General features: G+C 42.5%; 16 protein-coding genes and 1 pseudogene. 9 read left to right on the top strand and 8 right to left on the bottom strand.

Going from position 1 to position 22,003, the window contains the following annotated elements; all coding sequences use genetic code 11:
* Positions 1 to 407: 407 nt before the first annotated feature.
* Positions 408 to 653 (top strand): hypothetical protein, encoded by a 246-nt coding sequence (locus ACSAZL_RS12710; RefSeq protein WP_440945015.1) that lies wholly within the window; start codon positions 408 to 410, stop codon positions 651 to 653.
* Between the two features lie 111 nt (positions 654 to 764).
* Positions 765 to 1,502 (top strand): M48 family metallopeptidase, encoded by a 738-nt coding sequence (locus tag ACSAZL_RS12705; RefSeq protein WP_440945014.1) that lies wholly within the window; start codon positions 765 to 767, stop codon positions 1,500 to 1,502.
* A gap of 727 nt (positions 1,503 to 2,229) precedes the next feature.
* Here ACSAZL_RS12705 and ACSAZL_RS12700 read toward each other — a convergent pair.
* Together ACSAZL_RS12700 and ACSAZL_RS12695 are read right to left on the bottom strand one after the other, a co-directional pair.
* A complete protein-coding gene (locus ACSAZL_RS12700) occupies positions 2,230 to 2,784 on the bottom strand; it encodes a hypothetical protein (protein ID WP_440945013.1) in 555 nt (184 codons plus the stop codon).
* Between the two features lie 562 nt (positions 2,785 to 3,346).
* Positions 3,347 to 6,688: a tetratricopeptide repeat protein gene (locus tag ACSAZL_RS12695; RefSeq protein WP_440945012.1), complete on the bottom strand. Its 3,342-nt coding sequence runs from the start codon at positions 6,686 to 6,688 to the stop codon at positions 3,347 to 3,349.
* 627 nt (positions 6,689 to 7,315) lie between these two features.
* Between ACSAZL_RS12695 and ACSAZL_RS12690 the strand changes: the two genes are divergently transcribed.
* Positions 7,316 to 8,131 carry an HD domain-containing protein gene (locus ACSAZL_RS12690; RefSeq protein WP_440945011.1) on the top strand — a complete coding sequence of 272 codons (816 nt, stop codon included), beginning with the start codon at positions 7,316 to 7,318 and terminating at the stop codon, positions 8,129 to 8,131.
* A gap of 246 nt (positions 8,132 to 8,377) precedes the next feature.
* Here ACSAZL_RS12690 and ACSAZL_RS12685 read toward each other — a convergent pair whose 3' ends face one another.
* Positions 8,378 to 9,313: a Nif3-like dinuclear metal center hexameric protein gene (locus ACSAZL_RS12685; RefSeq protein ID WP_440945010.1), complete on the bottom strand. Its 936-nt coding sequence runs from the start codon at positions 9,311 to 9,313 to the stop codon at positions 8,378 to 8,380.
* Between the two features lie 552 nt (positions 9,314 to 9,865).
* Between ACSAZL_RS12685 and ACSAZL_RS12680 the strand changes: the two genes are divergently transcribed.
* The 3 genes from ACSAZL_RS12680 (at position 9,866) to engB (ending at position 13,578) form a co-directional block, all read left to right on the top strand.
* Positions 9,866 to 11,470 carry a BatD family protein gene (locus ACSAZL_RS12680; protein WP_440945009.1) on the top strand — a complete coding sequence of 535 codons (1,605 nt, stop codon included), beginning with the start codon at positions 9,866 to 9,868 and terminating at the stop codon, positions 11,468 to 11,470.
* Positions 11,471 to 11,963: 493 nt separating this feature from the next.
* Positions 11,964 to 12,962 (top strand): DHHA1 domain-containing protein, encoded by a 999-nt coding sequence (locus tag ACSAZL_RS12675; protein WP_440945008.1) that lies wholly within the window; start codon positions 11,964 to 11,966, stop codon positions 12,960 to 12,962.
* On the top strand, positions 12,949 to 13,578 hold the full coding sequence (gene engB / locus ACSAZL_RS12670; protein WP_440945007.1) for a GTP-binding protein EngB: 630 nt from the start codon (positions 12,949 to 12,951) through the stop codon (positions 13,576 to 13,578). The genes ACSAZL_RS12675 and engB overlap by 14 nt, the downstream gene beginning before the upstream one ends.
* A gap of 38 nt (positions 13,579 to 13,616) precedes the next feature.
* On the opposite strand, the gene ACSAZL_RS12665 is transcribed toward engB, so the two are convergent.
* From ACSAZL_RS12665 to ACSAZL_RS12650, 4 genes are all read right to left on the bottom strand, one after another.
* Positions 13,617 to 15,323: an ATP-dependent DNA ligase gene (locus ACSAZL_RS12665; RefSeq protein ID WP_440945006.1), complete on the bottom strand. Its 1,707-nt coding sequence runs from the start codon at positions 15,321 to 15,323 to the stop codon at positions 13,617 to 13,619.
* A gap of 68 nt (positions 15,324 to 15,391) precedes the next feature.
* Positions 15,392 to 16,390, bottom strand: coding sequence for a homoserine dehydrogenase (locus ACSAZL_RS12660; RefSeq protein WP_440945005.1), 999 nt, complete (start codon positions 16,388 to 16,390; stop codon positions 15,392 to 15,394).
* A 22-nt stretch (positions 16,391 to 16,412) separates the two neighbouring features.
* Complete coding sequence (locus ACSAZL_RS12655; RefSeq protein WP_440945004.1) at positions 16,413 to 16,916, bottom strand: amino acid-binding protein; 504 nt, start codon at positions 16,914 to 16,916, stop codon at positions 16,413 to 16,415.
* Positions 16,917 to 17,417: 501 nt separating this feature from the next.
* Positions 17,418 to 18,467 carry a helix-turn-helix transcriptional regulator gene (locus tag ACSAZL_RS12650; protein WP_440945003.1) on the bottom strand — a complete coding sequence of 350 codons (1,050 nt, stop codon included), beginning with the start codon at positions 18,465 to 18,467 and terminating at the stop codon, positions 17,418 to 17,420.
* 263 nt (positions 18,468 to 18,730) lie between these two features.
* Here ACSAZL_RS12650 and ACSAZL_RS12645 point away from each other — a divergent pair, with 263 nt between their 5' ends.
* Positions 18,731 to 19,795: a chromosome segregation ATPase gene (locus ACSAZL_RS12645; RefSeq protein WP_440945002.1), complete on the top strand. Its 1,065-nt coding sequence runs from the start codon at positions 18,731 to 18,733 to the stop codon at positions 19,793 to 19,795.
* Positions 19,796 to 19,926: 131 nt separating this feature from the next.
* Positions 19,927 to 20,175: a hypothetical protein gene (locus ACSAZL_RS12640; protein ID WP_440945001.1), complete on the top strand. Its 249-nt coding sequence runs from the start codon at positions 19,927 to 19,929 to the stop codon at positions 20,173 to 20,175.
* Positions 20,176 to 20,261: 86 nt separating this feature from the next.
* Here ACSAZL_RS12640 and ACSAZL_RS12635 read toward each other — a convergent pair.
* Positions 20,262 to 20,363: pseudogene (locus tag ACSAZL_RS12635) on the bottom strand (hypothetical protein); the annotation flags it as partial.
* 490 nt (positions 20,364 to 20,853) lie between these two features.
* On the opposite strand from ACSAZL_RS12635, the gene ACSAZL_RS12630 reads away from it, so the two are divergent.
* Complete coding sequence (locus tag ACSAZL_RS12630) at positions 20,854 to 21,999, top strand: hypothetical protein (RefSeq protein ID WP_440945000.1); 1,146 nt, start codon at positions 20,854 to 20,856, stop codon at positions 21,997 to 21,999.
* Positions 22,000 to 22,003: the final 4 nt, after the last annotated feature.

Genomic DNA, 22,003 nt, shown 5'->3' with positions numbered 1-22,003 from the left:
GTGCCTTTACATTATCGGAAAAAACTTCTATAGACACGAAAAGAACTTTCTAATTCCGGTAAATATTAGCGCCTTCATCAGCCTGCTGGCGGCCCCGCAAAAAAGCAGAACACGCAAAAAAGCGGAAAGTATCATTTTCCATGGTCACTTTTACATGTAGTTCCTTATAGGCGTCAGAAGCCGTTTTTACTTTAGGGCTTTTACTTTCGTTCTTCTTTACCGCATCTTGTTCGTATTTTTGAGAAGACCGCTCTCCTTCGTCGAGCGGGACAATAATGACATGAAACAGTGAATGACGTTGTAGGGGAAGAAAAACTTAATTTAGTCCGCTTGAGCGAAGCTCACTTCTTAACCCATAAATAGTCTGCTTGAGCGCAGCTCATTACTATATCCCAAAATTGGCCCTCTTGAGCGAAGCTTCCAATTTTAACCTGCAAATTAGTCTGCTTGAGCGCAGCGAAACAGACCGCGTACTCCCGAGGCGCAATTCGGGAAGGACAGCGTACTGCAGAGCCGCAATTCTGCCGAAACGGACGGCATACTGTTGCGATTACATCGCAACTACAGGAAAAATCTATGATTTTTCTGTCCCGAGGCGCAACTCGGGTTTCAGGGCCGCAACTCTGCCGGGACAGAAAAGGTCAATCACTTAAGGTAAATGATTTATTTTACCTGAAGTTGTAAAATTCTCAGGTAAAAGCAGATTTAAGGCAAAGTTGGATGTAGAATTGAACGAATTTCAGGACTCAGGCGAGGAAACCGTAATGAGAAAAAACGATAGTATCAGGGTTTGTGGCAGGACAATAGACTACGAAATCGTATACAGTAAAAGGAGGAAAAAAGCCGCAATCGTAGTCCGCCCTGACCTCAAGGTGGAGTTTCGAGCTCCTCATGGGCTTAGCCGTGGGGCTATCAGGGACATGGTACAGAAGAAGGCTGGCTGGGTCCAGGAAAAGCTTGACTGGTTTGAGGCAAACCGGCTTCCAGGGCAGGAGAAGCGGTATACTGACGGCGAAAAATATCTCTATCTGGGGAGAGAATATCCTCTGAAAATCCTGCCCGAGGCCGGAGTTAAAAAACCTCTTGCTTCCCTCAACGGGACTGAACTTACTGTCCTTATTCCTGAAGCTGTTCCTGAGGAATTGAGGCCGGTACTTGTAAAAAAGGCGGTCTGGAGTTTCTACCGGGAATGCACCGAGTATGATGTTGATAGGCTCCTGAAAGCTTATTCGGAAAAATTGAAAGTAGACCCTCCTGCTTTTAAGGTAAAGCACCAGAAGAGACGCTGGGGGAGCTGCTCTGCAGACAATGTACTCAGGATTAATTTCCAGCTTATGATGGCTCCTTCTGAACAGCTTGAATATGTGGTTGTGCATGAACTCTGCCACGTAAAGGAGAAAAACCATTCTGCCAGGTTCTGGAAGCTCGTTGGGGGACTCATGCCTGGTTATGAGGCACAAAGGAAGAGTTTGAAAAAAGATGGCTGGAAATATGTACTTTAAGTTGAATCTGAATCTTAATATGCCTAAAATTTGCAAAAAGTTCGTAAAAATCCTTTTTATAAAATACTTTTTCGAATTTAAAGATTAATATAAAAATTCTTTTTTGAGCATACCGGCAGTTTTGAATTTTGCGAACTAACATTCTAACATTAATTTTTAATTACAAAAGAGTATATTATTTATTAAAGCTAACAGCAGGAATTAGACCAAAAAAATGCTTTTGATAGGGGGTATTCTACTGGAGAGTGAACATACTTATTTATACAGTAGCAATATTGAAACCAGTGTTTCAAATGGTGATAATGAACATACAAAGAGCTCGGTCAATTGTATCTTCTCCAGATTTCTAAATCCGGAGATGGAAGAGTTACCTATTTATCTCCTGAGTATATTATTTATGATGTCAGGATTTTTACTGTTCATTTTTGGTCTTTTTGTGAGGCAACTTTTCCAGTTTGTTATGGGTTTCATTTTTCTGATTTCCGGGCTTATCCTGGACAGCGCAAGAGAGTCAGAAACGAATGAAAAGTAAAAATTGCAGGGAAGATTATCAGTGCAGTTGATTATCAGTGCAGTTGAACAAGAAGCACTCAAGTAGATCATGGATTAGAGCATACACTTGATATTTTTTTCTGTTTTTTCCAGTTTTGATTCAGGCCCTGATACAGAGGATGTATGAGCGACAGCCACGGAAAAAATGCCTCTTTTTCTGCTGTAAACTGGTTCTTCATGATCCGCAGGCGTGAACACTACGATTAATTGTTTCTTCACTTTCACTTATACACTCATGCCCGCAAAGGGTACATTTATAATATCTTCTGGTTATTCGCTTATTTCCAATCTCTTTTATATCGGGTTTCCTGAATTCCTTAACCGTGCCTATTCCACTGCATTTTTTGCATTCAATACTTCTCAGATGAATTGTGGGTAGCATTTCTCCTTTTTCCGTAAAGATATTCTCAGGCCCTTCCCTTGTATCCACATTCCCGCAATACCTGCACTTCCAGTGTCTTGTAACCGTTAGGGTATAATCCCCATGATTGCTTGTTTCCTTCAAAACAGGTTCGCCTATTTCTTCGCAGGCAAGTTTATTTCCGCACTTTCTGCAAAAAGTGTCCTGATGGTATTCCAGTACATGCTGTATGAATAAAGAGAGAATTAGCGGAACCAGAGATGCTGTTATGCCCAGGATATAAAACCAGTCTGAGTTTTCGGTTTCCAGGAAATTAATTGTCGTGCCCAGAGATATAGTTATACAGAGAAGGACGAAAATTTTGCTCATTATTTCAAGGGTTTTTTCATCAGACGCGTTTATTAAAAAAAGAGAAACACTTTTGAATCTGTGTTTCTTAAATTCAACTGTTCCGGAAAATACATGAACATTGAGGGATTGTTCGCGGCTGCTATTTTTAAGGTATTTCTTTTCTAACAGATAATTCTCGAGGTTCCCAAACTCAGATTGATGGTACAATTCAAAAGCGCCTCTACCCGTCTTTAGTGTTACTTTTTTGTACTATTTTGATGTACTATTTTTGCTATACTCCCTCAATTGTTAAAAAAATTGCGATTTTAATCGGCAACGGCTATCTGTTTTAAATAATTCACTCAGATTTTCGTTGCCAGTATTTTTCAAAAATACAAAGCCTCTTCATTCGTGATCAAAAAGAATAAAGTGTACGGAAAAGATAAAAAGAACAGTAAAGATAAAAAGAACAGTAAAGAAACATCGGGATGCAGAAGAGCTTTTATCGTTTTCATTAAAAAAATTTGCCGGTATGCCTGTCACCCTAATATGCATACCGGCACAATTCTTTCTTTTCAGCTCATTTTTATTTTAAATTATTTTATACTTCATCGGGCTCCGGAACATACCAGTTTTCAACATCAGCATTCTTCTCCTTATCGTCTTCAGGTTCAGGAATGTACCAGTACCCGGTGTTATGGGTTTCGTCAGTGTTCCCATATTCCTTCCCTGAGGAAGTATTGGTTAACTGTTGAGAAGCTTCAGTTATGTTTATGCTGGCATTTTCAGAATAGTTTTCTTCTCCTCCGTACCATCTTGCAGGCAGCGGATAGTCGAGGTCGCCTCTATATGTTTCGGGGATAAAGATGCGGGTTCCCCTATTCTGGAGGGCTGCAACAAAGCCAGGGTCGATAGCATCAAGTTTTGTCTTACACGCCGAGGCATCCTCATATTCCTTTATGCGGTAGTGGGCAAAACGCTTGTTATAAAGGACAGATGGTGCATTGGGGTTGATTGCAAGAGCACTATCATAAGAATTGATCGACTCATTAACCTCTCCCATTACATTGTATAGATACCCTTTATTGTACCATGCCGTTATGCAGTTTGGTTTTAGTTGCACCACTTTGTCGAAGCATTCAAGGGCTGCATTGTTGCTGCTTATTGCGAAATAAGCGCACCCTTTGAAATACCAGGCTGCAGCATTGTCTGGAGCATACTCGAGGGCTTTGTCATAACTGGCAATTGCTTCCTGATATCTCTCCATTTTAGCGTAAGCAAAACCCTTGTTGTTGATCGCATCAATGTTTGTCGGGTCAAGCGTAAGAATCTGGTCATAACAGGCGATTGCGGCTTCGAAATCTCCCATCGCTTCCAGAGCTTTGCCCTGCCGGTACATTATCTCTCTGTTCTCAGGCGTTATCAGGAGAATCTCTTCATAGGTTGAAGCAGCTTCTTCATACCTGCCAAGTTCTTCGAATAAAGAGGCTTTCTCGGCCAGTACCTTTAAATCGGAAGGATCAAGCTGCAGGATTCTGTCATAATCCTCCAGAGCTTCTTCCTGCCTTCCTGACCTTGCCAGGGCAAAAGCTCGACCCTCCAGAGCCTCTATGTTTTCCGGCTCAAGTTCGAGAAGAGGGTCGAAACAGGCAACTGCTTCCTCATACCTGCCAAGGTTTGCAAGGGCCTGAGATTTCCCCTGAAGGGCTTCAGGATCACTTGGGTTGGCAGCAAGTAGCTGATCATAGTAAGTAACTGCTTCTTCCGATCTTCCAAGAGTGTTTGAGGTAGAAGCCATCCCATACCATGCATTGCTCGACTGCGGGTCAAGATCGAGAGCTTTTTTGTAACATTCCAGAGCTTCCTCACTTCTTCCGAGTTTGTCAAGGGCCGAGCCTTTCTCATACCAGGCTTCGGTGCGCAAGGGGTTAATTGAAAGTGCCATGTCGTAAGAATACAGGGCATCCTCGTGCATCCCAAGTTTGCCGTATGTTGAAGCTTTACCGTACCATGCTGCATCGTAACTGAACTCCGGACTCAGGTTGTTAAAGTTCTCTGAAAGGTCCGAGCCCTTTTCAGGGTCTGTGTACTTGTAGCCCAGAAGGTAAGACCAGAAACCTCCTGAAATTGCCTTTTTCGGGCTGACATCCGGATTTTTACCTTCAGAATAATTGGAAGTCGAGTTCCCGGACAACAGTTCCATATCCTTGTTCAATCTGAAACGGGCAATAGAATATCCCGAATTTATCTGCAGGGCCTGACTGTAGCAGTCTGAAGCTTCCTGATATCTCCCAAGCTGATCAAGGAGAAGGCCCTTGTTGTACCAGATTTCGGCACTATCGGGAGCAACGGCAAGAACCTGTTCATAACATACAAGAGCCTCTTCATAGTCTCCTGTTTTTGCCAGGGCAAAAGCTTTGCCGTGCCATGCAAGTGAGTAGTTTTCATCCAGATTAATAGCTTTATCAAAACTTTTTGCGGCATCTTTGTACCGCCCAAGTTCTGAAGAATCGTAGCCTTTGCTGTACCAGACTTTCGCGTATCCGGAGTCCAGTTTAAGGGCTTTATCGTAGCATTCAGCAGCTTCTTCATACCTGTTAAGTCTGTCAAGGTCCTGGCCTTTCATATACCAGACTATTGCGTGTCCTGATTCGGTCTCAAGGACCCTGTCATAACACTCAAGTGCAGACTCGTAGTTCTCAAGTTTATCAAAAGCCAGCCCTTTATCGTACCAGATTTTAACTGTAGAAGATTTAAACTCGGGCACTTCAGAATAACTGGGAAGTGAAGAGTCGTAAGCATTCAGCTTTTCGAGAAGACTATCTCCGGCTTCCTCCACCTCAATTCCTGCATCTGGATTAAGAGCTCTATCATAGGAGGCTATTGCAGCGTCGTAATCTCCCATCGCATTAAGCACGGAACCTTTGCTGTACCAGGCATCAGCGTTATCCGGGCTGTAAATGAGGATCTCTTCATAACACTGCAGAGCCTCTTCATTTCTACCAAGCTGCTCGAGACAGAACCCTTTCTTCTGCAGGGCGCTTAGGTTTTCAGGTTCTGAAAGGAGGACAAATTCGTAGCAGTTCAGGGCATCCTGATACATCTCCATCCTCTCAAGGTTTACGCCTTTATTGTACCAGGCCACTACAAGGTCAGGATTGAGGGAGATCGCTTTGTCGTAACACTGTATTGCAACTTCATAATCCCCGGACATATCATACATTATTCCTTTCTGAGTCCAGAGTTCAAAATCGTTAGGAGTAATGTTAAGTGCCCCGTCAAAACAGCTCATTGCTTCTTCGTAGTTTTCAAGCCCGGCATAAGCTTTTCCCTGCATTTGCAGGGATTTGGACGAGTTGGAACTGAGCTCAATTGAATTTTCATAAGAGGCTAATGCCTCCCGTTCAAGGCCAAGCTTCTCAGAAGCAAGGGCTTTCTGGAACCAGATTCTGGAGAGATAGCTATCCGTAGCGAGACTTTTCTCGTAACAGTTGATAGCCTCCACATAATTTTGTGTTTGAAGGTACTCATTACCTTTTTCATACCAGATCCCGGAAGAGGCCGGGAAGCTTTCAAGAGCTCGGTCGTAGCAGTCAATAGCTTCTTCGTATCTTTCAAGCGATGTCAGAGCACAACCCTTTCCATACCATGCCATTGAAGAGTTCTGATCTATTGCAAGTGCGTCTTCAAAGCATTCTATGGAAAGCTCATATTTTTCAAGAGAATAGAGATCGTTGCCTTTATTTAACAGGCCTTCTACCGAAACCGGGCGTTGCGCAAGTACCTCTTCAAGAGAGAGGGGAGAGGCAGGCCCGTCACCTTCTACAGCATTCTTCTGGTCTTCAGCGGCTCCTGCTACAGGTAGAAAACCTGCGTTGAATGAAATGAAGGCCAGAAGAATGAAAGAACAAACAATCAAGTAAATTTTTTTAATTGAGCTCATTAAATACCCCGATTTATTCTAATGAGTTCCTGCGTAAAATTTTCATAAGCAGTCTATCAGTATCCTTTAAGGTCACTCTTGTAGTTTCCTGAATAATGTAAACGAGAACATCCAGAGATGAATGTAACTATATAAATTCTTTTTGTTTCCCCCAACAATAATTTGTTCAGTTCAAACCGGAGCTTTTCCCTAATCTTTTCCCTATAATTTCCCAGAAACACTCATCTAATTTGAGGAGTTCCTTCCATATATAATTTATGCAGTTTAAAAAGGGAAATATCAGGTTAATATGAGAATTATCAGGTTTTTGCTATTTTTTAGGGCTGCTAAACCCTATATGATTTACATTTTTTTTATGATGTTAAGTTCACAGCTAACTGTTAAATCCACAGCCAACTGTTAAATTCACAGGAAAACGTTGAATTTACAGTGTATAGTCATGGTGTTTACAGATAGTGGTTAGGTTCCGGTAAATTGCAAGGTGTATATCTTAAAGGGGGATTTTAATTCCCTCACTATTGTCCGGAGAATAAATATTATTATTATTTAATACGCAAAAACCTTTTCAGTACAAAATATTCAAGATATGCACAAAGTATATACCTAAATCTTTCTTATTGCAGAAGCATGCAGAAGGAAGATCTGGATTATTTTCGGGAATGGTTTTTCGAGTATGTTAACCGATTCTTTTCTCCCGATTCTTTCACTCAGGAAAATATTGAGCTAAAAATCAAACACACTCGCAGGGTTTGTGAAAATACCCTTGTAATTGCAAAATCTGAGAAAATAAGTGAAAAAGAATGCATGCTTGCCGAAACAATAGCCCTGTTTCATGACCTGGGTCGTTTTGAGCAGTTCGCTAAATACAAAACGTTCAGGGATTCCGAATCGGAAAATCATGCGATTCTGGGCGTGAAAATTTTGAATAAAGAAGGAGTTCTCTTCCGCCTTCCCGAAGAGGAGATAAATCTCATCCTGAAGGCTGTGGAATATCACAACCTGATGGAGATTCCGGGAAATGTGGAGCCCTCCGGTAAACTTCATTTTTTCTGCCGGTTGATAAGGGATGCGGATAAGATTGACATCCTGAAGCTTGCCAGTGAAGGTTATGCCGAAGAGGAAAAATGCCGGAACCCGGCACTTGAACTATATCTGCCGGATGCCCGGGGGTATTCGGAGCCTATAGTATCAGAGATCCTGAATAACCGAATGGCAAAAATCGGGGATATGAAAAACAGGAACGACATCAAACTTCTTCGCCTGAGCTGGATCTTTGACATAAATTTTCCTGCAACTTTTGCTCTCCTTAAAAAGTACGGATATCTGGAAACGATCATGTCCTCCCTGCCTGAATCAAAAGAAACGGAGGTTTTGAAAATACATTTTGAAAAATATCTGAATACAATGGAATCTGGAGGCAGAAAAGGCAACAGTAAGCCTTAAAGCAGAAAATTTATTTCATAGCCGTCTAAGGTTATTAAGGCTTAAACAGACAGTTTCCTTAAAAATCGGTTGAAATATGTTGCCCCGCAGATGAGAGCTCATACTCGATACCCTGTTGAAATTATTCTTGAAACATATCCATAAATCTAAAAAATCCATAAATCTAAAAAATCCATGAATTTAAACATTTCTCGGAATTGAATCATTTTCAGGACACATTGGTTGGAGCAGCACTGTTCGAGTAGCTTACTCAAGGTATCTTCTGCGATATTCATTGCCAAGGCTGCGCCGGTAATCTGAACGTATCTGGCTTCTTGACTGTTCTTCTAGCATTAACTCAAGGGAGTCTTTTCCGGGTTCTTCCTGGTTGCAGGACTCTTTTTCTTCGTTCACGTTTTCTTCTTTATTATCGAATGCAACCCTATTGTTGTCAGGTACGCAGTTAACCGCCCTGAGGCCGGAAGGCTGGTCGATGAACTCCACTTCGATTCCAGGAAGCCTGCGCAGCCTGGAACATAGGGCTTCCATGCCAGGATTTTCCGTGGCATAATGGGTTGCGTCAATCAGGCAGAGATCTGCGTATGCCCGGAGAATGTCATGCTTAAGTTCGGATGATACAAAGGCATCAACTCCGTTCTCCCTGGCGATTTCGAGGTATTCGTTTCGAAAACCGCTGCCTCCGATCACCATTACCTTACGGATTTCTTCCTTTTCTCCGGCGTACAAAACAGGGGTCTGCAGACAATCCGAAACATGGGCTGCCAGTTCAGCTGAGGAACAGGGTTCTACTTCCCCTATCCTACCAATTTCTGAGGTCCTGATATTTTTGAGCCTGAGGCGGGCTGCAAGGACATCGTTAATTCCTCCTTCAGCTCTATCGTAATTAGTGTGCATGCTGTAAAGGGATATGCCTTTTTCGAGGGCAATCCTGAGGGAGTCAGCCAGAGATTTCGAAATAATGTTTACAGGATGAAAGATGAGGGTGTGATGAGTAATCAGCATGTCTGCTTTCATTTCCGCGGCTTTTTTAAGTACGTAAGAGTTGGCATCCAGAGCAACTGCTATCTTCTTCACGTCACCCTCAAGTCCAAGGATCAAACCAATTCGACCTTTATCAAAATCATCTGCAAGCTCGGGTGGAGCTATTTCTTCAAGGATCTGCACAATTTTTTTAAGTTCCATTGAAAAACCTCCGGAAACCGGAAAAATTCGAAATCGCCGGTTTTTGCCAGTCAGAATTCAGGCTGTCAGAATCAAATTTCAGTTTGTCAGGATTCAAATTAAGTGTTTATGACATTTAATTCCAGCCCTGAATTAAAATTTCATTCATAAATTAAAGCTTTTCAACAGAACAAAGGTTCCATTCTCAAGGAGCTGGTCCCTTTCTACAAAATTTGCCAGATTATTACCAAAAATTAAAATACAATATATGAAGATATTTTATATAGATTTAAACAAGATATTTCAAAAAGATGGAGATATAAAATTCACTTTTATTAGTTATTATTGGAAAAAACATGAGTCCTATTGTAGTTAATTTAAATGGGATTTACTGGGGGCAAAGCCCATAATACATAAAAAATATAATATGGCTGTTTGGCGATTACATATTAAAAATAAATAGGTTATAATAATTAAAAATGTTGGTTAAACCGTAAATCTACACAGGCGAAAAATGTACGTTTCCGTTGTCCGGATCCGATGTAATCAGCATCAAAGTTAAGGAAGGTAACCATGGCTAAAAGGATTGCTTTGATTGTATTACTTGCCGTTTTTGTTCTCTCGACGTTCTCGATGGTTGCTCTTGCGGCAGATGAAGTGGAGTGGGTGGAGAAAAAGAATGATGCAAAACTTTATTGGGGAGATACGATAACCGTAGACGGTTATGAAATAAAAGCAGAGGATTTCAACGAAGACAAGATGGTCTTCGTTTCGATTTCAAAGGACGGGGAAAAATTAAAGACTGCTCCTTTAACGGCAGGGATGGAATTTGACTATGAGGACGAGATAAAGGTTTATGCCCAGAACGTTGACCCGAACTATGAAGTCATCAAGAAAGACGGAAAGGAATTCAAGACCGGAAACTGGGACCCTTATGCTCAACTGGATATCCTAATTAGAGGAAAACCGAGTTTCGACATAGATGTTGAAACTAAAAAAGATACGTATGATTCCAAATCTACAGGGGATAGCAGGATCGATGTATCTATAAAAGTTAAAAATGACGGGGATGCAAAGGCTGAAGACGTCGTGTTGACCGTTGATACCGCCGGGCTGGAAGTGCTCAGCGGAAAAACGAAATATACGTACTCAAAAATCCTTGAAGATGAAACAGTTGAGACCATTAATCTCACACTGAAAGCCCCCACTCCCTGGGAAGATACGGATTTCAATATAACCGCAACGACCACATGTGTTGATATTAAAGATAACAAGCATAAACATGTAGGTTTCAAAGTTATAACAATTGAAAAAAAGTGGGACCTCATTATTACAAAGAATTTTGCAAAAGAGCGTCATATGGGAGAACCTTTTTATGTTTCAGTCACTGTTCGTAACGGGGGGCTCTGTGATATAAATAATATCGTCCTTAATGATTCGATCGTTTCCAACATGCATCTCCAGCAGGATACAACGCTCGAAAAGACACTTTCTCTGAAAGCCGGAGAAATAGCCGAGGATGTTTTTAAGTATACTCTCATCCCGGAAAAACCCGGAGAATTTACCTTCCCGAAAACAGTAGCTACTTTCACCCTTTCAAACGGAGAAAGCGAAAAAGCGGAATCCGACAACTCGGAGAAGACAAAAATTTACGGGCCCTATATTGAAATTACGAAAACTGTTGATAAAGAGCAGTTAAATCCTGGAGACAAACTGACTGTAAAGGTTACTGCAAAGAACAGTGGAAACGTTGATGCAAGTGTAACAGTGACCGATACCGTGCCTGATGAAGCTAAACTCATAAGTGGAGAAACGAGTTTCCATCAGGTTCTAGGAAGTGGGGGTGGTTCAAAAACCATTACTTACATTATGCAGATGAATGAAGAAGGGGAAATCGAGATTCCTGCCTGCAAAGCAAGTTTCATCGATCTCGACAAATATTCCGGAGAGGTCTACTCAGGAACTTCCGTAGTTAATGTAGGGACAACAATTACCCTTGAAGGAAGCAGTGAACAAACAGAAGGTTCGACCGCCTCCAATCAGGAGAAAGAGGCTTCTAGTCAGGCGAGTACTGAGGACACTGAAGAAGATTACGGAGACACACCAGGATTCGGTTCCCTGCTTGCTGTAACCGGGTTTCTGGCGGGAACAGGGCTCCTGAGAAAGAGACGTGAATGAAATACTTGAAAAAGTAGAATAAGATTCCGGATGTTCCCGGATTTCCGGGCATCCGTTTTCTTCCTGGCTATCTTTTTTCTCCCTGGCTACTTCACTTCCGTGCTGCTAAATTCCAGTATTTTCCATCATTAATTTTCCTGAGCAACCCTCTGTCTACTTTCCTGTCTTATTCTCTGGATGGCTAACCGTGTATGCCCTATGAACAAATCCATAGTTTCTCTCAACCATGATGTTTGGTTTGCCGGTTATTTTTTATTGGCTGATGACCGGTCAAGGGCATGTGCGGTGCAGGGAAAGAGAACTGGAATATTTCCTTAGGGATCCGGAATAGATCAACCGGTGATCGGACTACCAGCTCATTAGAACAAAAAGATAAAATTAACAATTAGAAAGTAGAACTTCCATAAAACCATTGGATGAAATGAGAAAATCAGGTGCCTTACAAATAGATCGTGAAAATATACCTCCTAAAAGAAGTAAAAGGAATCAAAACATGAAAGAACCCCAGAACCAGCTTAAAGCGAAAACCCTGATCCTGACCCATGGTGACTCTGACGGGATATGTTCGGGAGCAATCGCAAAAAGCGCCTATCCGGAAGCATATGTCTATTTCACAAGTCCTGTCAGTCTTCTCGACAAGTTGGATCTCATTGAAGATGTTGAGAATCTTATTATCTGCGATATTGCAATCGAGGAAAGGCGCTGTTCTGAACTCTACTCTGCACTCAATAAATTCGCGGAAGAATGCAACCTGTATTATATTGATCACCATCCGCTGCCGGAAGAGTGCGGAAAAGAGGACTGGTTTTTTCACGATACGGGTGTATGTGCCTCTGAACTTACCTACAGGGTCTTTGAAGAGCTCCTTAGCAAGGAAATGCGGAGAGTGGCAATCTACGGGGCTATAGGCGACTTCTGTGACAACACACCCTGTGTAAGGAGCTGGGTAAGAGACTGGGATAAGAGGAGCCTCTTTTTTCAGGCCGGGACCCTGATTCAGGCAATACTCCATAAAGGGAAAGACTATGATTTTAAAAGAATCCTGCTTGAACCCCTCTCAAAAGATGTGATCCCTTCAAATATTCCTGATCTGCTCGAATTTGCCAGGGAAGCTGCAATTAACGAAGAGAAAATCAGGCTTTTTGTTAAAGAAAATGTGGAAGTCCTGAAAAACAGTGCGTATATTGTAAATACAAATAACTCCATCTCAAAGGCAGCGATCTATGCAGCGTCCTACGGTCAGAGAGAAGTGGGAATCGCAGCCGAATATCGGGAAAAAAAGGGTGTTTATGACCTGAGCATTCGTTCCCGGGGAAAGGTTGACATAAACCATCTCCTTCGCTCAATTGCTCCTAAGTTTGGAGGGAGCGGCGGGGGACACCCTGTTGCAGCAGGAGCGCGTATTCCTGAAAATTCCCTTGAGGCTTTCCTCAAGGCTTTTGATAAAAAGCTCGGGGAAGCAAATGAGGTAAAACAAAATGGAAACAAGTAAAACTGTAGCTGAAAGCGGGATAAATCTCGAAATTACCTTTGTAGGACGCTCAAATGTGGGGAAGTCCTCTCTCCTCAGGGAGCTCTTCGGGGCAAAAGTGAAGGTAGGAAAACGTCCGGGTGTCACATTACGCCCAACTCACGCCCGGGTCTCCGACCTTCTCATTACGGATATGCCAGGTTTCGGCTTTATGAGCGGGGTAAAGGACCGGAAGCAGGACATTGTTAAAGATAAAACCGTCCGCTATATTGAGGACAATGCCGAAAGGATCAAAATCGGGGTTCTTGTAATAGACGGGCCATCTTTCCCTGAAATAGTCGACCGCTGGGACTCAAGGGATCAGATCCCTATCGATGTCGAAATGTTTGATTTTCTGAGGGAAATCGGGATTGACACAATCGTTGCTGCAAACAAGATGGATAAAGTAAAAGCAGACGACTGTGACGATCTCCTTGACGAGGTCGCGGTTCGCCTGGGACTTGAACCTCCCTGGAAGAACTGGAAGCATATCATTGCTCCGATAAGCGCCAAAAAAGGAGATTTGAAAGCCTTGAAGGGCCTCCTCCGGGACAGGCTGCATGAAATGAAAAGGGACGACCTGTTCAAGTATATTTGATCCCTGGCTTTCGCCGCTTCCTTTCAAAAAATTACAGGTTAAAGCCTTTTCAGCTGCTGGCTGTAGACACGCCCTATCCGCTGAATAGTATCGGCTTCTTCTGGGTCTTTATCGTCCCGGATGCGGATAAAGCGGGGGAAACGCAGTGCAAAGCCCGAGTCGTAGTTGGGGCTTTTCTGGATTTCCTCAAAGGCGATTTCCAGAACAACCTTCGGTCTTATGGCAAAGACCCCTCCGGCTTCTCCGCCTTCCATCAGGCCTGAGAGCATTTCCGTGAGTTCCTTCAGCTGCTCATCGGTAAGTCCGGTTCCAACCTTGCCCACCTGCAGGAAGCGTGAGGTTTCGGGGTCATAGCAGGCAACCGAATATGAACCGATCAGGTTTGCCCTGCGCCCGTAGCCCCATTCCGCCCCCACAACCACAAGGTCAAGAGTTTCCATAAGGGGTTTTTTCTTCAGCCAGTTTTTGCCGCGTTTACCCGGGGAATATGCCGAGTTCGGGTTTTTAACCATTACACCTTCATGTCCGGCATTCAAAGCTTCTCTATAGATCTTTTCCACAAGCTCGAGGTCTCCGGTTATCACCTGCTCGTCCACAGAGATGGACTTTGAGTCTTCAACCGAGCTTTCCACACAGGACTCCAGAGCTTTTCGCCGTTCGACAAGAGGAAGATCGATCAGGGTCCTGCCGTTCAGGTACATAATGTCAAAAAGGTTAAGCTGAATAGGAATTCCGAGAGCTTTTTCTTCCACATCGTACTTGCGCCTGAAGCGCTTAAGGATCTCCTGAAAAGCCCTGGGTTTTCCGTTTTCATCCACAGCTACGGCTTCCCCGTCAAGGATTGCGGACTCGGCCTTTACATGTTTCCGGACTATTTCGACAAGGTCAGGGAGGGAGTTTGTGACGTTTTCAAGCTTTCGGGAAAAAAGAGTAACCGAATTTCCATTCTTGTGGATCTGGACCCTTGCCCCATCGAATTTCCATTCAATTGCAGCTTCCTTCATTTCCCTGATATCGGCATCTATATCAGGGCTGATCTGCGAAAGCATCATTTTTATGGGACGGTTTATTTCGATTCCCAGACTCTTAAGGGCTTCTATTCCACCTTTCTTGGCAGCTGCAGCCACTATCCCGAGATCGTTTGTGACCATAAAAGAATGTTCCACAATCTCTGCAGGGACGGAAAAAGCTTTTGCAATCGCATCTCTGACAACTCCTTCTCCTACCCCTATGCGAAGTTCCTCAAGGGCAAGCCTGGAAATGTACTTTGCTTCCCTTGGAGTTGAGGAATTAAAGAGGAACTGAAGGTTTTTGATTTTGAGTTCCTGAGAACCTTTTCCAGAGGCTTCCGAGGCTGTTTTGAACCGCTGATAAACCTCAGTTATTGAAAGTTCTGGCTGTTCCTCGAGGAAAGAAGAAAATGTCACCTGATTTTTCCTTTTCTCCTTTAAAATGAGAAGCGCGGTTTCCCCGATGTCTCCTGTGGTCCGGATAAGAGATTCTATACTTTTTACAGACATTCCGGAGGCTTTGGAGAGAGAAATATACAGCAGGCTTGTTCCGATCCCAAGCTGTTCTCCACTCCAGGCAGGAAAAACCTCACTCATGATAAAATGAGTTGCAAGAGGCAGTTCTTCGACGTCTACCTTTTTGAGAAGGTCGGCAACCTTATTTGTAGTTTCGATAGTGCTCGATATCTTTTCAATCGCCTGGCAGGTTTCTGCAAATTCCCTGAAGCTTGTCATGGTCCACGCAGCTTTTTCGTTTTATTTTTTTCGGATTCTGGTTTCTGAATGCCGATATTTTACAGTGATTACCGATCTCCGTAAATTGCAACCAGGTCGCTGAGGATTGCGCTTGCGGTTTCGATCGGGCCCGCACCTTTGCCCGTAACCGTGATTTCTCCTGCGAGTTCGGTGTCTATGGAGGCTACATTAAGGGTACCTCTTACAGCAAGGGGATGGTTGATAGGCACAAGCCTTGGAGCAACCTGTATCCTTTCCCGGTTGACCTCTCCTATAAGCTTGATCACATGCCCCCTTTCGTAAGCCATTTCCAGGGCTTCGGGTGTGATTTTTGTGATTCCTGTGACCTCAACATCTTTATATGTTGCATCAAGCCCGAAAATTGCATTGGCAAGAATTACCAGTTTGCAGGCCGTATCAATGCCTTCGACATCATATGTAGGGTCGGTTTCGGCAATTCCGAGTTCCATGGATTCGGCAAGAATATCCTTATAACTTGCCCTTTCCTCGAGCATTCTGGTGAGGATATAGTTACAGGTCCCGTTAAGAATTCCTTTGATGCTTCGAAGTCTATTCCCGGCAAGGACTTCATTTGCCAGGTTAATAACGGGCATGGAGCCGCCGACCGTAGCTTCGAACCTGAAGTTTGACCCGGCTGCTTTTGCAGCTTCCGTAAGTTCCCTGTACTTCAGGGTAAGTGGACCTTTATTGGAGGTAACAACATCTTTTCCGGTCTCGAAGGCTGCAAGCATATTCTGAAGCCCTGCGCCTCCGGTGACAATATTCGTAGGAGTGGTTTCTATTACCAGCTCATGGGGTACGGACCTTATGACCTCAACCCCTGTGAGCTTTTCTATGGCAACCGTGCCCTTTGTCCTTTTGCGGGCAAGGCAGTCGGCCAGATCCACTCCTGCAGGGTTAACAGTGGCCCCTCTAGAATCCACAACTGCAACCACAAGAACTTCCAGCCCGATACTTTTCAGATACTCTTTTTTCATAAGGAGTACCTCGGCTACACCCTGTCCAATTGCCCCAAATCCTAAAATAGAGCAGCGCACTGTTTTCATGTTTTCAATTCTCCTTGTTTTTTCAGGCCTGGATGTCTATTGGAAGCACCATAAGCAGGTCTTTTCTTGCCGAGACTGTTTTCAGGATATCGAGTGCCTTTTGCAGATCCTCTTTACCCACAGCATCAATTCTGATCAGGGCTGAAGAGAGCATGTTAATTCCCGGCATGGATAACGAGAGGTCAACTACCTCCGCAAACCCGGTCTTGTCAATCTCATCAATCGTATCCTGGATCCCTGTATGGACCACATGCCCTATGAGAACCACATTTATGCTCTCTCTGAAACGGTGTTCTCCTACTCTCACAACCCTTATCCCGTTTTCCTCGAGCTTTGCTTTTATTGCTTCTATGCTCTCAGGCTTTGTCTCAAGTACAAGCTGTACAGGTACTGTTTTTCTGGGGGTCCGCTTCTGGTGGTGGTGTAAAACAGTTATCAGGTTAGCTTTGAATTCCGAAAGAGGCTGGAGGGCTAAAAGCATCTGCCCGGGCACATCTTTTAATTCAATGTCCATGGAAACTCGCATACTGTCCCTCATGCAATTTAATCCGTTTTGAAGTCTAGGTGAGATCTGAACTTTGAAGTCTAAGTTAGATCTGAACTTTGAAGTCTAAGTAAGATCTGAACTCTAGTAATAATGTATCAATTTAATAAATGTATCAAATCAATATCCAGCAGTCTTATCCGACCAGCTTGCTGTCAAACTTATGGTGAATACATCAACATATGACTATCAGCATATGACTATCAACATATGACATCAGCATATGACTATCAACATATGACTATCAACATATGACATCAGCATATGACTATCAACATATGACTATCAACATATGACTCATATCAACATATGAAACCGGTTACAATAACGGATATCGAGAAATATCATGTGCCGGATCTTTCAAATTTTTGTTAATCTTTCCTGCTGCTTAGTAGATGAATTCAGTTAAATAGTTTGCTATTTGCGGCATTTGCGATTTACAGTTTTTCAAAAGATGTAAATAATAATCTTCTTTTTTATGACTTATTGTGAAGCGCCGTTTTCTCCTGGCTCCTTCCTGTTCTGGGTTCCAGTCTGCTTGACAGCTTCTCCATCGGGAATCCGGATAATGTTCCCTCTTCCCCTTTTGAACTTCTCAACCAACCCACGTTCTTCAAGGTCCGAAAGCATAAGACTTACCTTTGACTCCGAATATGGAGATTTCTTACGGAGTTCTCTCTGCGTGATTCTATTACCGTTAGCCCGGATCAGGTTCATAATTTCTTTCAGGTCGTCAGGGAGGTTTGTTTCAGGACTTTCGGAATCCTCGGAGCTCAGTGAATCAAATCTCTCTTCCGATGAGGAAATAGATGAGGAAGTAACAGGTGCTTTTGAGGTTTCCGGCAGCTTCGCATCTTGTTGCACAGAAAATTCCGTTTCGGATATGTTCCCGGATTGTGTTTCGGTGTTAAGAGCCGCAGGAGGCTCATAGTCTGTTTCAGAAACTTCTATATCAGCTTTATCGGATTCTGAATATCCTGCTGTCTCTGCCGGTACTGTGAACTTTTTGGATTCTGATGCATTTAGTCCTGATGCATGTAACTTTCCCGTTTTCTCAGGAAAACTTGCTGTCTTTTCAGGGGTTTTTCTCTTTTCTTTTTTCAAGAAATAACCCGCGAGTATCAGGATACAGAGTGCAAGTAGAGCAAGAGCTAAAACCGTATTCTGTGAGTTTGCTTGAGATTGGGGCTCTGCTTCCTCAAAATCCAGGTCAACATTTTCCAGGTTCCCCTGATCAAGGAGATTTTCCTGATAGGTGGGGAAAAGCAAAAGGTCATGAACGTATTCCCCATCGTCGGAAATTATAACTTCTTCTTCAGCCGTATAAACTACAGTATTCTCTTCAAAATAATTGGCAGTTATCAGATAAGTTCCCGGAGTAAGGTTAAAAGCGTATTCGGCACTCGTTGCAACAAAATACTGCTCAGGAGTAGAATTGATCTCAACAACTGTATTTTCGAGAGGTTTGAAGCTGTACCACTCGTATACGGTCCCGTGAATCGTCGCCGCAAGTGCGTTTCCCTGAACACACATTAGGAATAAGAACACACAGGCAATCTTGCAGAGCTTTCTAAAATTCACGAAGCTTTAAATGGTTTTTTAGCATAAATCTTTTACTTTTCCTGGCCATGAGTTCAGAAATGCTGAAGGCAAATTAAAGTTTTATCAAGAATATAAAGACCCTATCAAGCTTGGAAGCTCATGTCTTGTCATTAATCAGTCTTATTCCGAAAAGTATACTTATATGTGCTTATCCCATTAACACAGTATCTTAACTTGCGAAAGGAGGCAGTCAGATGAAAAAATCAAGAATTATTCGATATCTGGCTTATGTTACATTTATATTAATATTATTTTGTATATTGCCTGGAGGATCACTTGCTGCCAGAGACTCCTCTGAGCATGGAAATGGGGTCCAGTATGATGGTGAGAGTGTTACAGGTTCAGGAAATAATGAAAAAGACAGTATAGAGGAGGTTAACGGTACTGATAGTTCCTATCCTGAAAAGGTGCAGGGCCAGGATAAAGTCCAAACAGAGGTTCAGGTTCAAGCAGAGGTTCAAGACAGGATCTCTGCATATAAGCTTGAAAGAAAACAGATACAGGAAGAGCTTCAGCTGCAGAAGGACGAATACCGGGGAGCAAAAGAGGATTTTCTTGAGGTAAGAAATCAAATCCGGGCAGGAAAGCTTGACTCCGATTCTGAAGAGGCTGTAAATGCCACGAGACTCTACCTTAACTCAAGTATTAATTATATGATACTCTACCTGGAAAACGTTAAGACAAATATTCAGCACTCAAATGGCAACGGAACAGAAGAAAGAATTGCTGCCATAGACGAGAACATCAGGCTTCTTAAGGCTGAACAGGCAGAAGTTGAAAATGCTTCCAGCCAGCAAGAATTTGTAGTTACGGTCCGGTCCGTACGTGGAGTATGGAATAATTCTCAGAAGGCCAGCCTGATAGGTGCAGGGCAGACAGTTAGCGAGAGAATCGGGGAATTCCTCGACAAGTCCGGGGACCTTTCTGAAAAACTCGAAACTGACATTGAAAGCCTGAACGCGACAGGGGTTAACACAGCTGACCTTGAGACAAGGCTTACCAGTTATAAGTTATATCTGAAATCTGCTCAGGAGAAAAAAGAAGCTGCAGATGCTATTTATGATGATGAAAACGCTACCCGGGAAAACCTGGGGGTGGCAAACAACTATCTGCGCGAATCTCTCAATAATGTCAACAGGGCAAACCAGATACTCAGAGTAATTTTCGACGACCTCAAGGAGTATAATTTTGAAGAAGTTAACGAAATTGGAGTCGAAAATAGCACCGAAACCGAATTTAATAATACCATAAGTACTTAAACAATACTAATAATAATTTACCTGTAAATGGGACTCCTGTAAACGGAACAAAGAAGGAGTAGCAAACAGTAACTCAGGGAACGGAACCGAAAACTTCTCTGAGGATAGATTGGGAATTAAGGAGGCAGAAAATGGTCAAATTTGCTCACCTGCTTGTAATGTCAATTTTAATTGTCTGGATTGCAGGATCCGGTTGCGTCGGAAATGATTCCTCCGATGCGGAAGATGGAGTTACTCAAAATGTTGCCGAGGCAGGGAATGCAGATGATTCGGGACTAACTCCGGCTGATATTCAGGAACTTGACACTGATATGGCCGCACTTCAGGACCTGCTCGAAAATGCAAGCCTTGAAGAAGAAATAGAACTTGAAGAACTGTGAATCCAAAGTAAACACCGAAAGCGCGGAAGGTCTGTGCCCTCATCACTTTTACTCCGTGTTTTCCGTGGTCTAACTTTGATTTAAGATTATGGCAGAATTCCGATCCCTGCGAATTCTTCTTCCTTTATGAGTTTTGATTTTGTTAGTTTTGATTTTGTTAGTTTTGATTTTGTTAGTTTTGATTTTGTTAGTTTTGATTTTGTTAGTTTTGATTTTGTTAGTTTTGATTTTGTTAGTTTTGATTCTTATTGTGAAGACCATACTTCACTGGCTGTCTTTTTCCAAATTTTACTGTATGTTTTGTGCAAATTTGTCGAAAACTTAGCAATTTATATTACTAAGATCTTGAAGAACTCATCTAATACTAATTTCCAATTCAAGAGCAATTGACATAAATTAATTTTCCGAATGAAGGAAAAAAGATAAAAATATTTAATCTTACGTAATTTTTTCATTTATATTTGATGCAGAGTTTGGATTTTAGCATAAAAAATTTACTATTAATTACAACTATTGGTCAAATATGAAGGATTTTAAAGCCTTATATAGATAATTGAACCTTTATCAAGCTTTAAATTATGTATTTATCTATTAATTTTCTCTTTTACTAAAAGTATGCTTATATATTCCCCCTTCTTAATAACATAACAATTGAATAATTTAAATGGAGGTTTTCATATGGAAAAACTGGGAAAAGTAATACGCTATGGATCATATCTAACTGTCATACTTATTATGTTTAGTATCCTGTCTCCGGCAGCTCTTGCCAAGAGCGGGAATGGAGCAAGTAAAGGTGCTGATGAAGTGCAGTCTCTGGATACTGTTCAGACAAAGATCAAGGAAAAAGTCCAGGAAAGAAATCAAACCGAAAATGGAACTCTGGCACGTGAACAGCTGCGTGATGAAATTCAGGAAAGGACACAGTTAAAAGAACAGCTCAAGATTCAGAAAAATAATTATCAAACCTCAAAGCAAAATTTCCTACAGATCAGAGCCAAGCTAAGGTCCGGAAATTACGATGAAGAAGACCTGGATACTGCAAGGACATATCTCAACTCAAGCATTGACTATATGATAGCCAATCTTGAAAAGGTGCGGTATAACCTTGATCAGTCAAATGGCAACGGTACTGAAGCCAGAATTGCCGCTATAGATGAGAGGATACGCCAGCTTGAGGAAGAAAAAGAAGCTATTGGTAATGCAGCAGACTTTGAAGAGCTCGCAATTGCGGCAAATTCGGTACGCGGAACATGGAATAATGCAAAAAACAGCACAATTGCCGAAACTGGAAAAACTGTCAGTGAGAGGATAGACCTATTCCTTGACAAATCCGAAGATATCGCCGGAAGGCTTGAAAGTGAAATAAATGCAGCGAACGAAACCGGCGCTGAGACTGTAGAACTCGAGGCAAAACTTGCCGATTATAATGAACTTATGGACTCAGCCAGAGAAAATAAGGAAGCAGCCGAAGAAATCTTCGATAAAGAAGATGCCACTCAGGAAGAACTGGAAGAAGCAAATGAATACCTGCAAGATGCTCTCGAAGATATACGTGATGCAAACGAGATTTTGAAAGAAATTTTTAGCGAACTGGAACTTTACAGGGAACAGTACAGGCTTGAAGAACAAAACCAGGAAACTGCACAAACCAATGACGAGGAAGTAGACGATAGCTCAGATGATGAAGTAGAGGACGAAGAAGACATAGAAGGCGCAGAAGATACTGAAGAAGACACTGGAGAAGAAGATACTGAAGAAGAAGATACTGAAGAAGAAGCTCAAGATGCCATGACTACTAACTCCACCGAGGAAATTAGCAGTTAAGGGG

It is taken from the genome of Methanosarcina mangrovi (assembly GCF_052057765.1).
In the GTDB taxonomy this organism is placed as follows: domain Archaea; phylum Halobacteriota; class Methanosarcinia; order Methanosarcinales; family Methanosarcinaceae; genus Methanosarcina.
The sequence above is the reverse complement of the archived record's forward strand: the minus strand, read 5'-3'. Positions and strand labels throughout refer to the sequence as shown.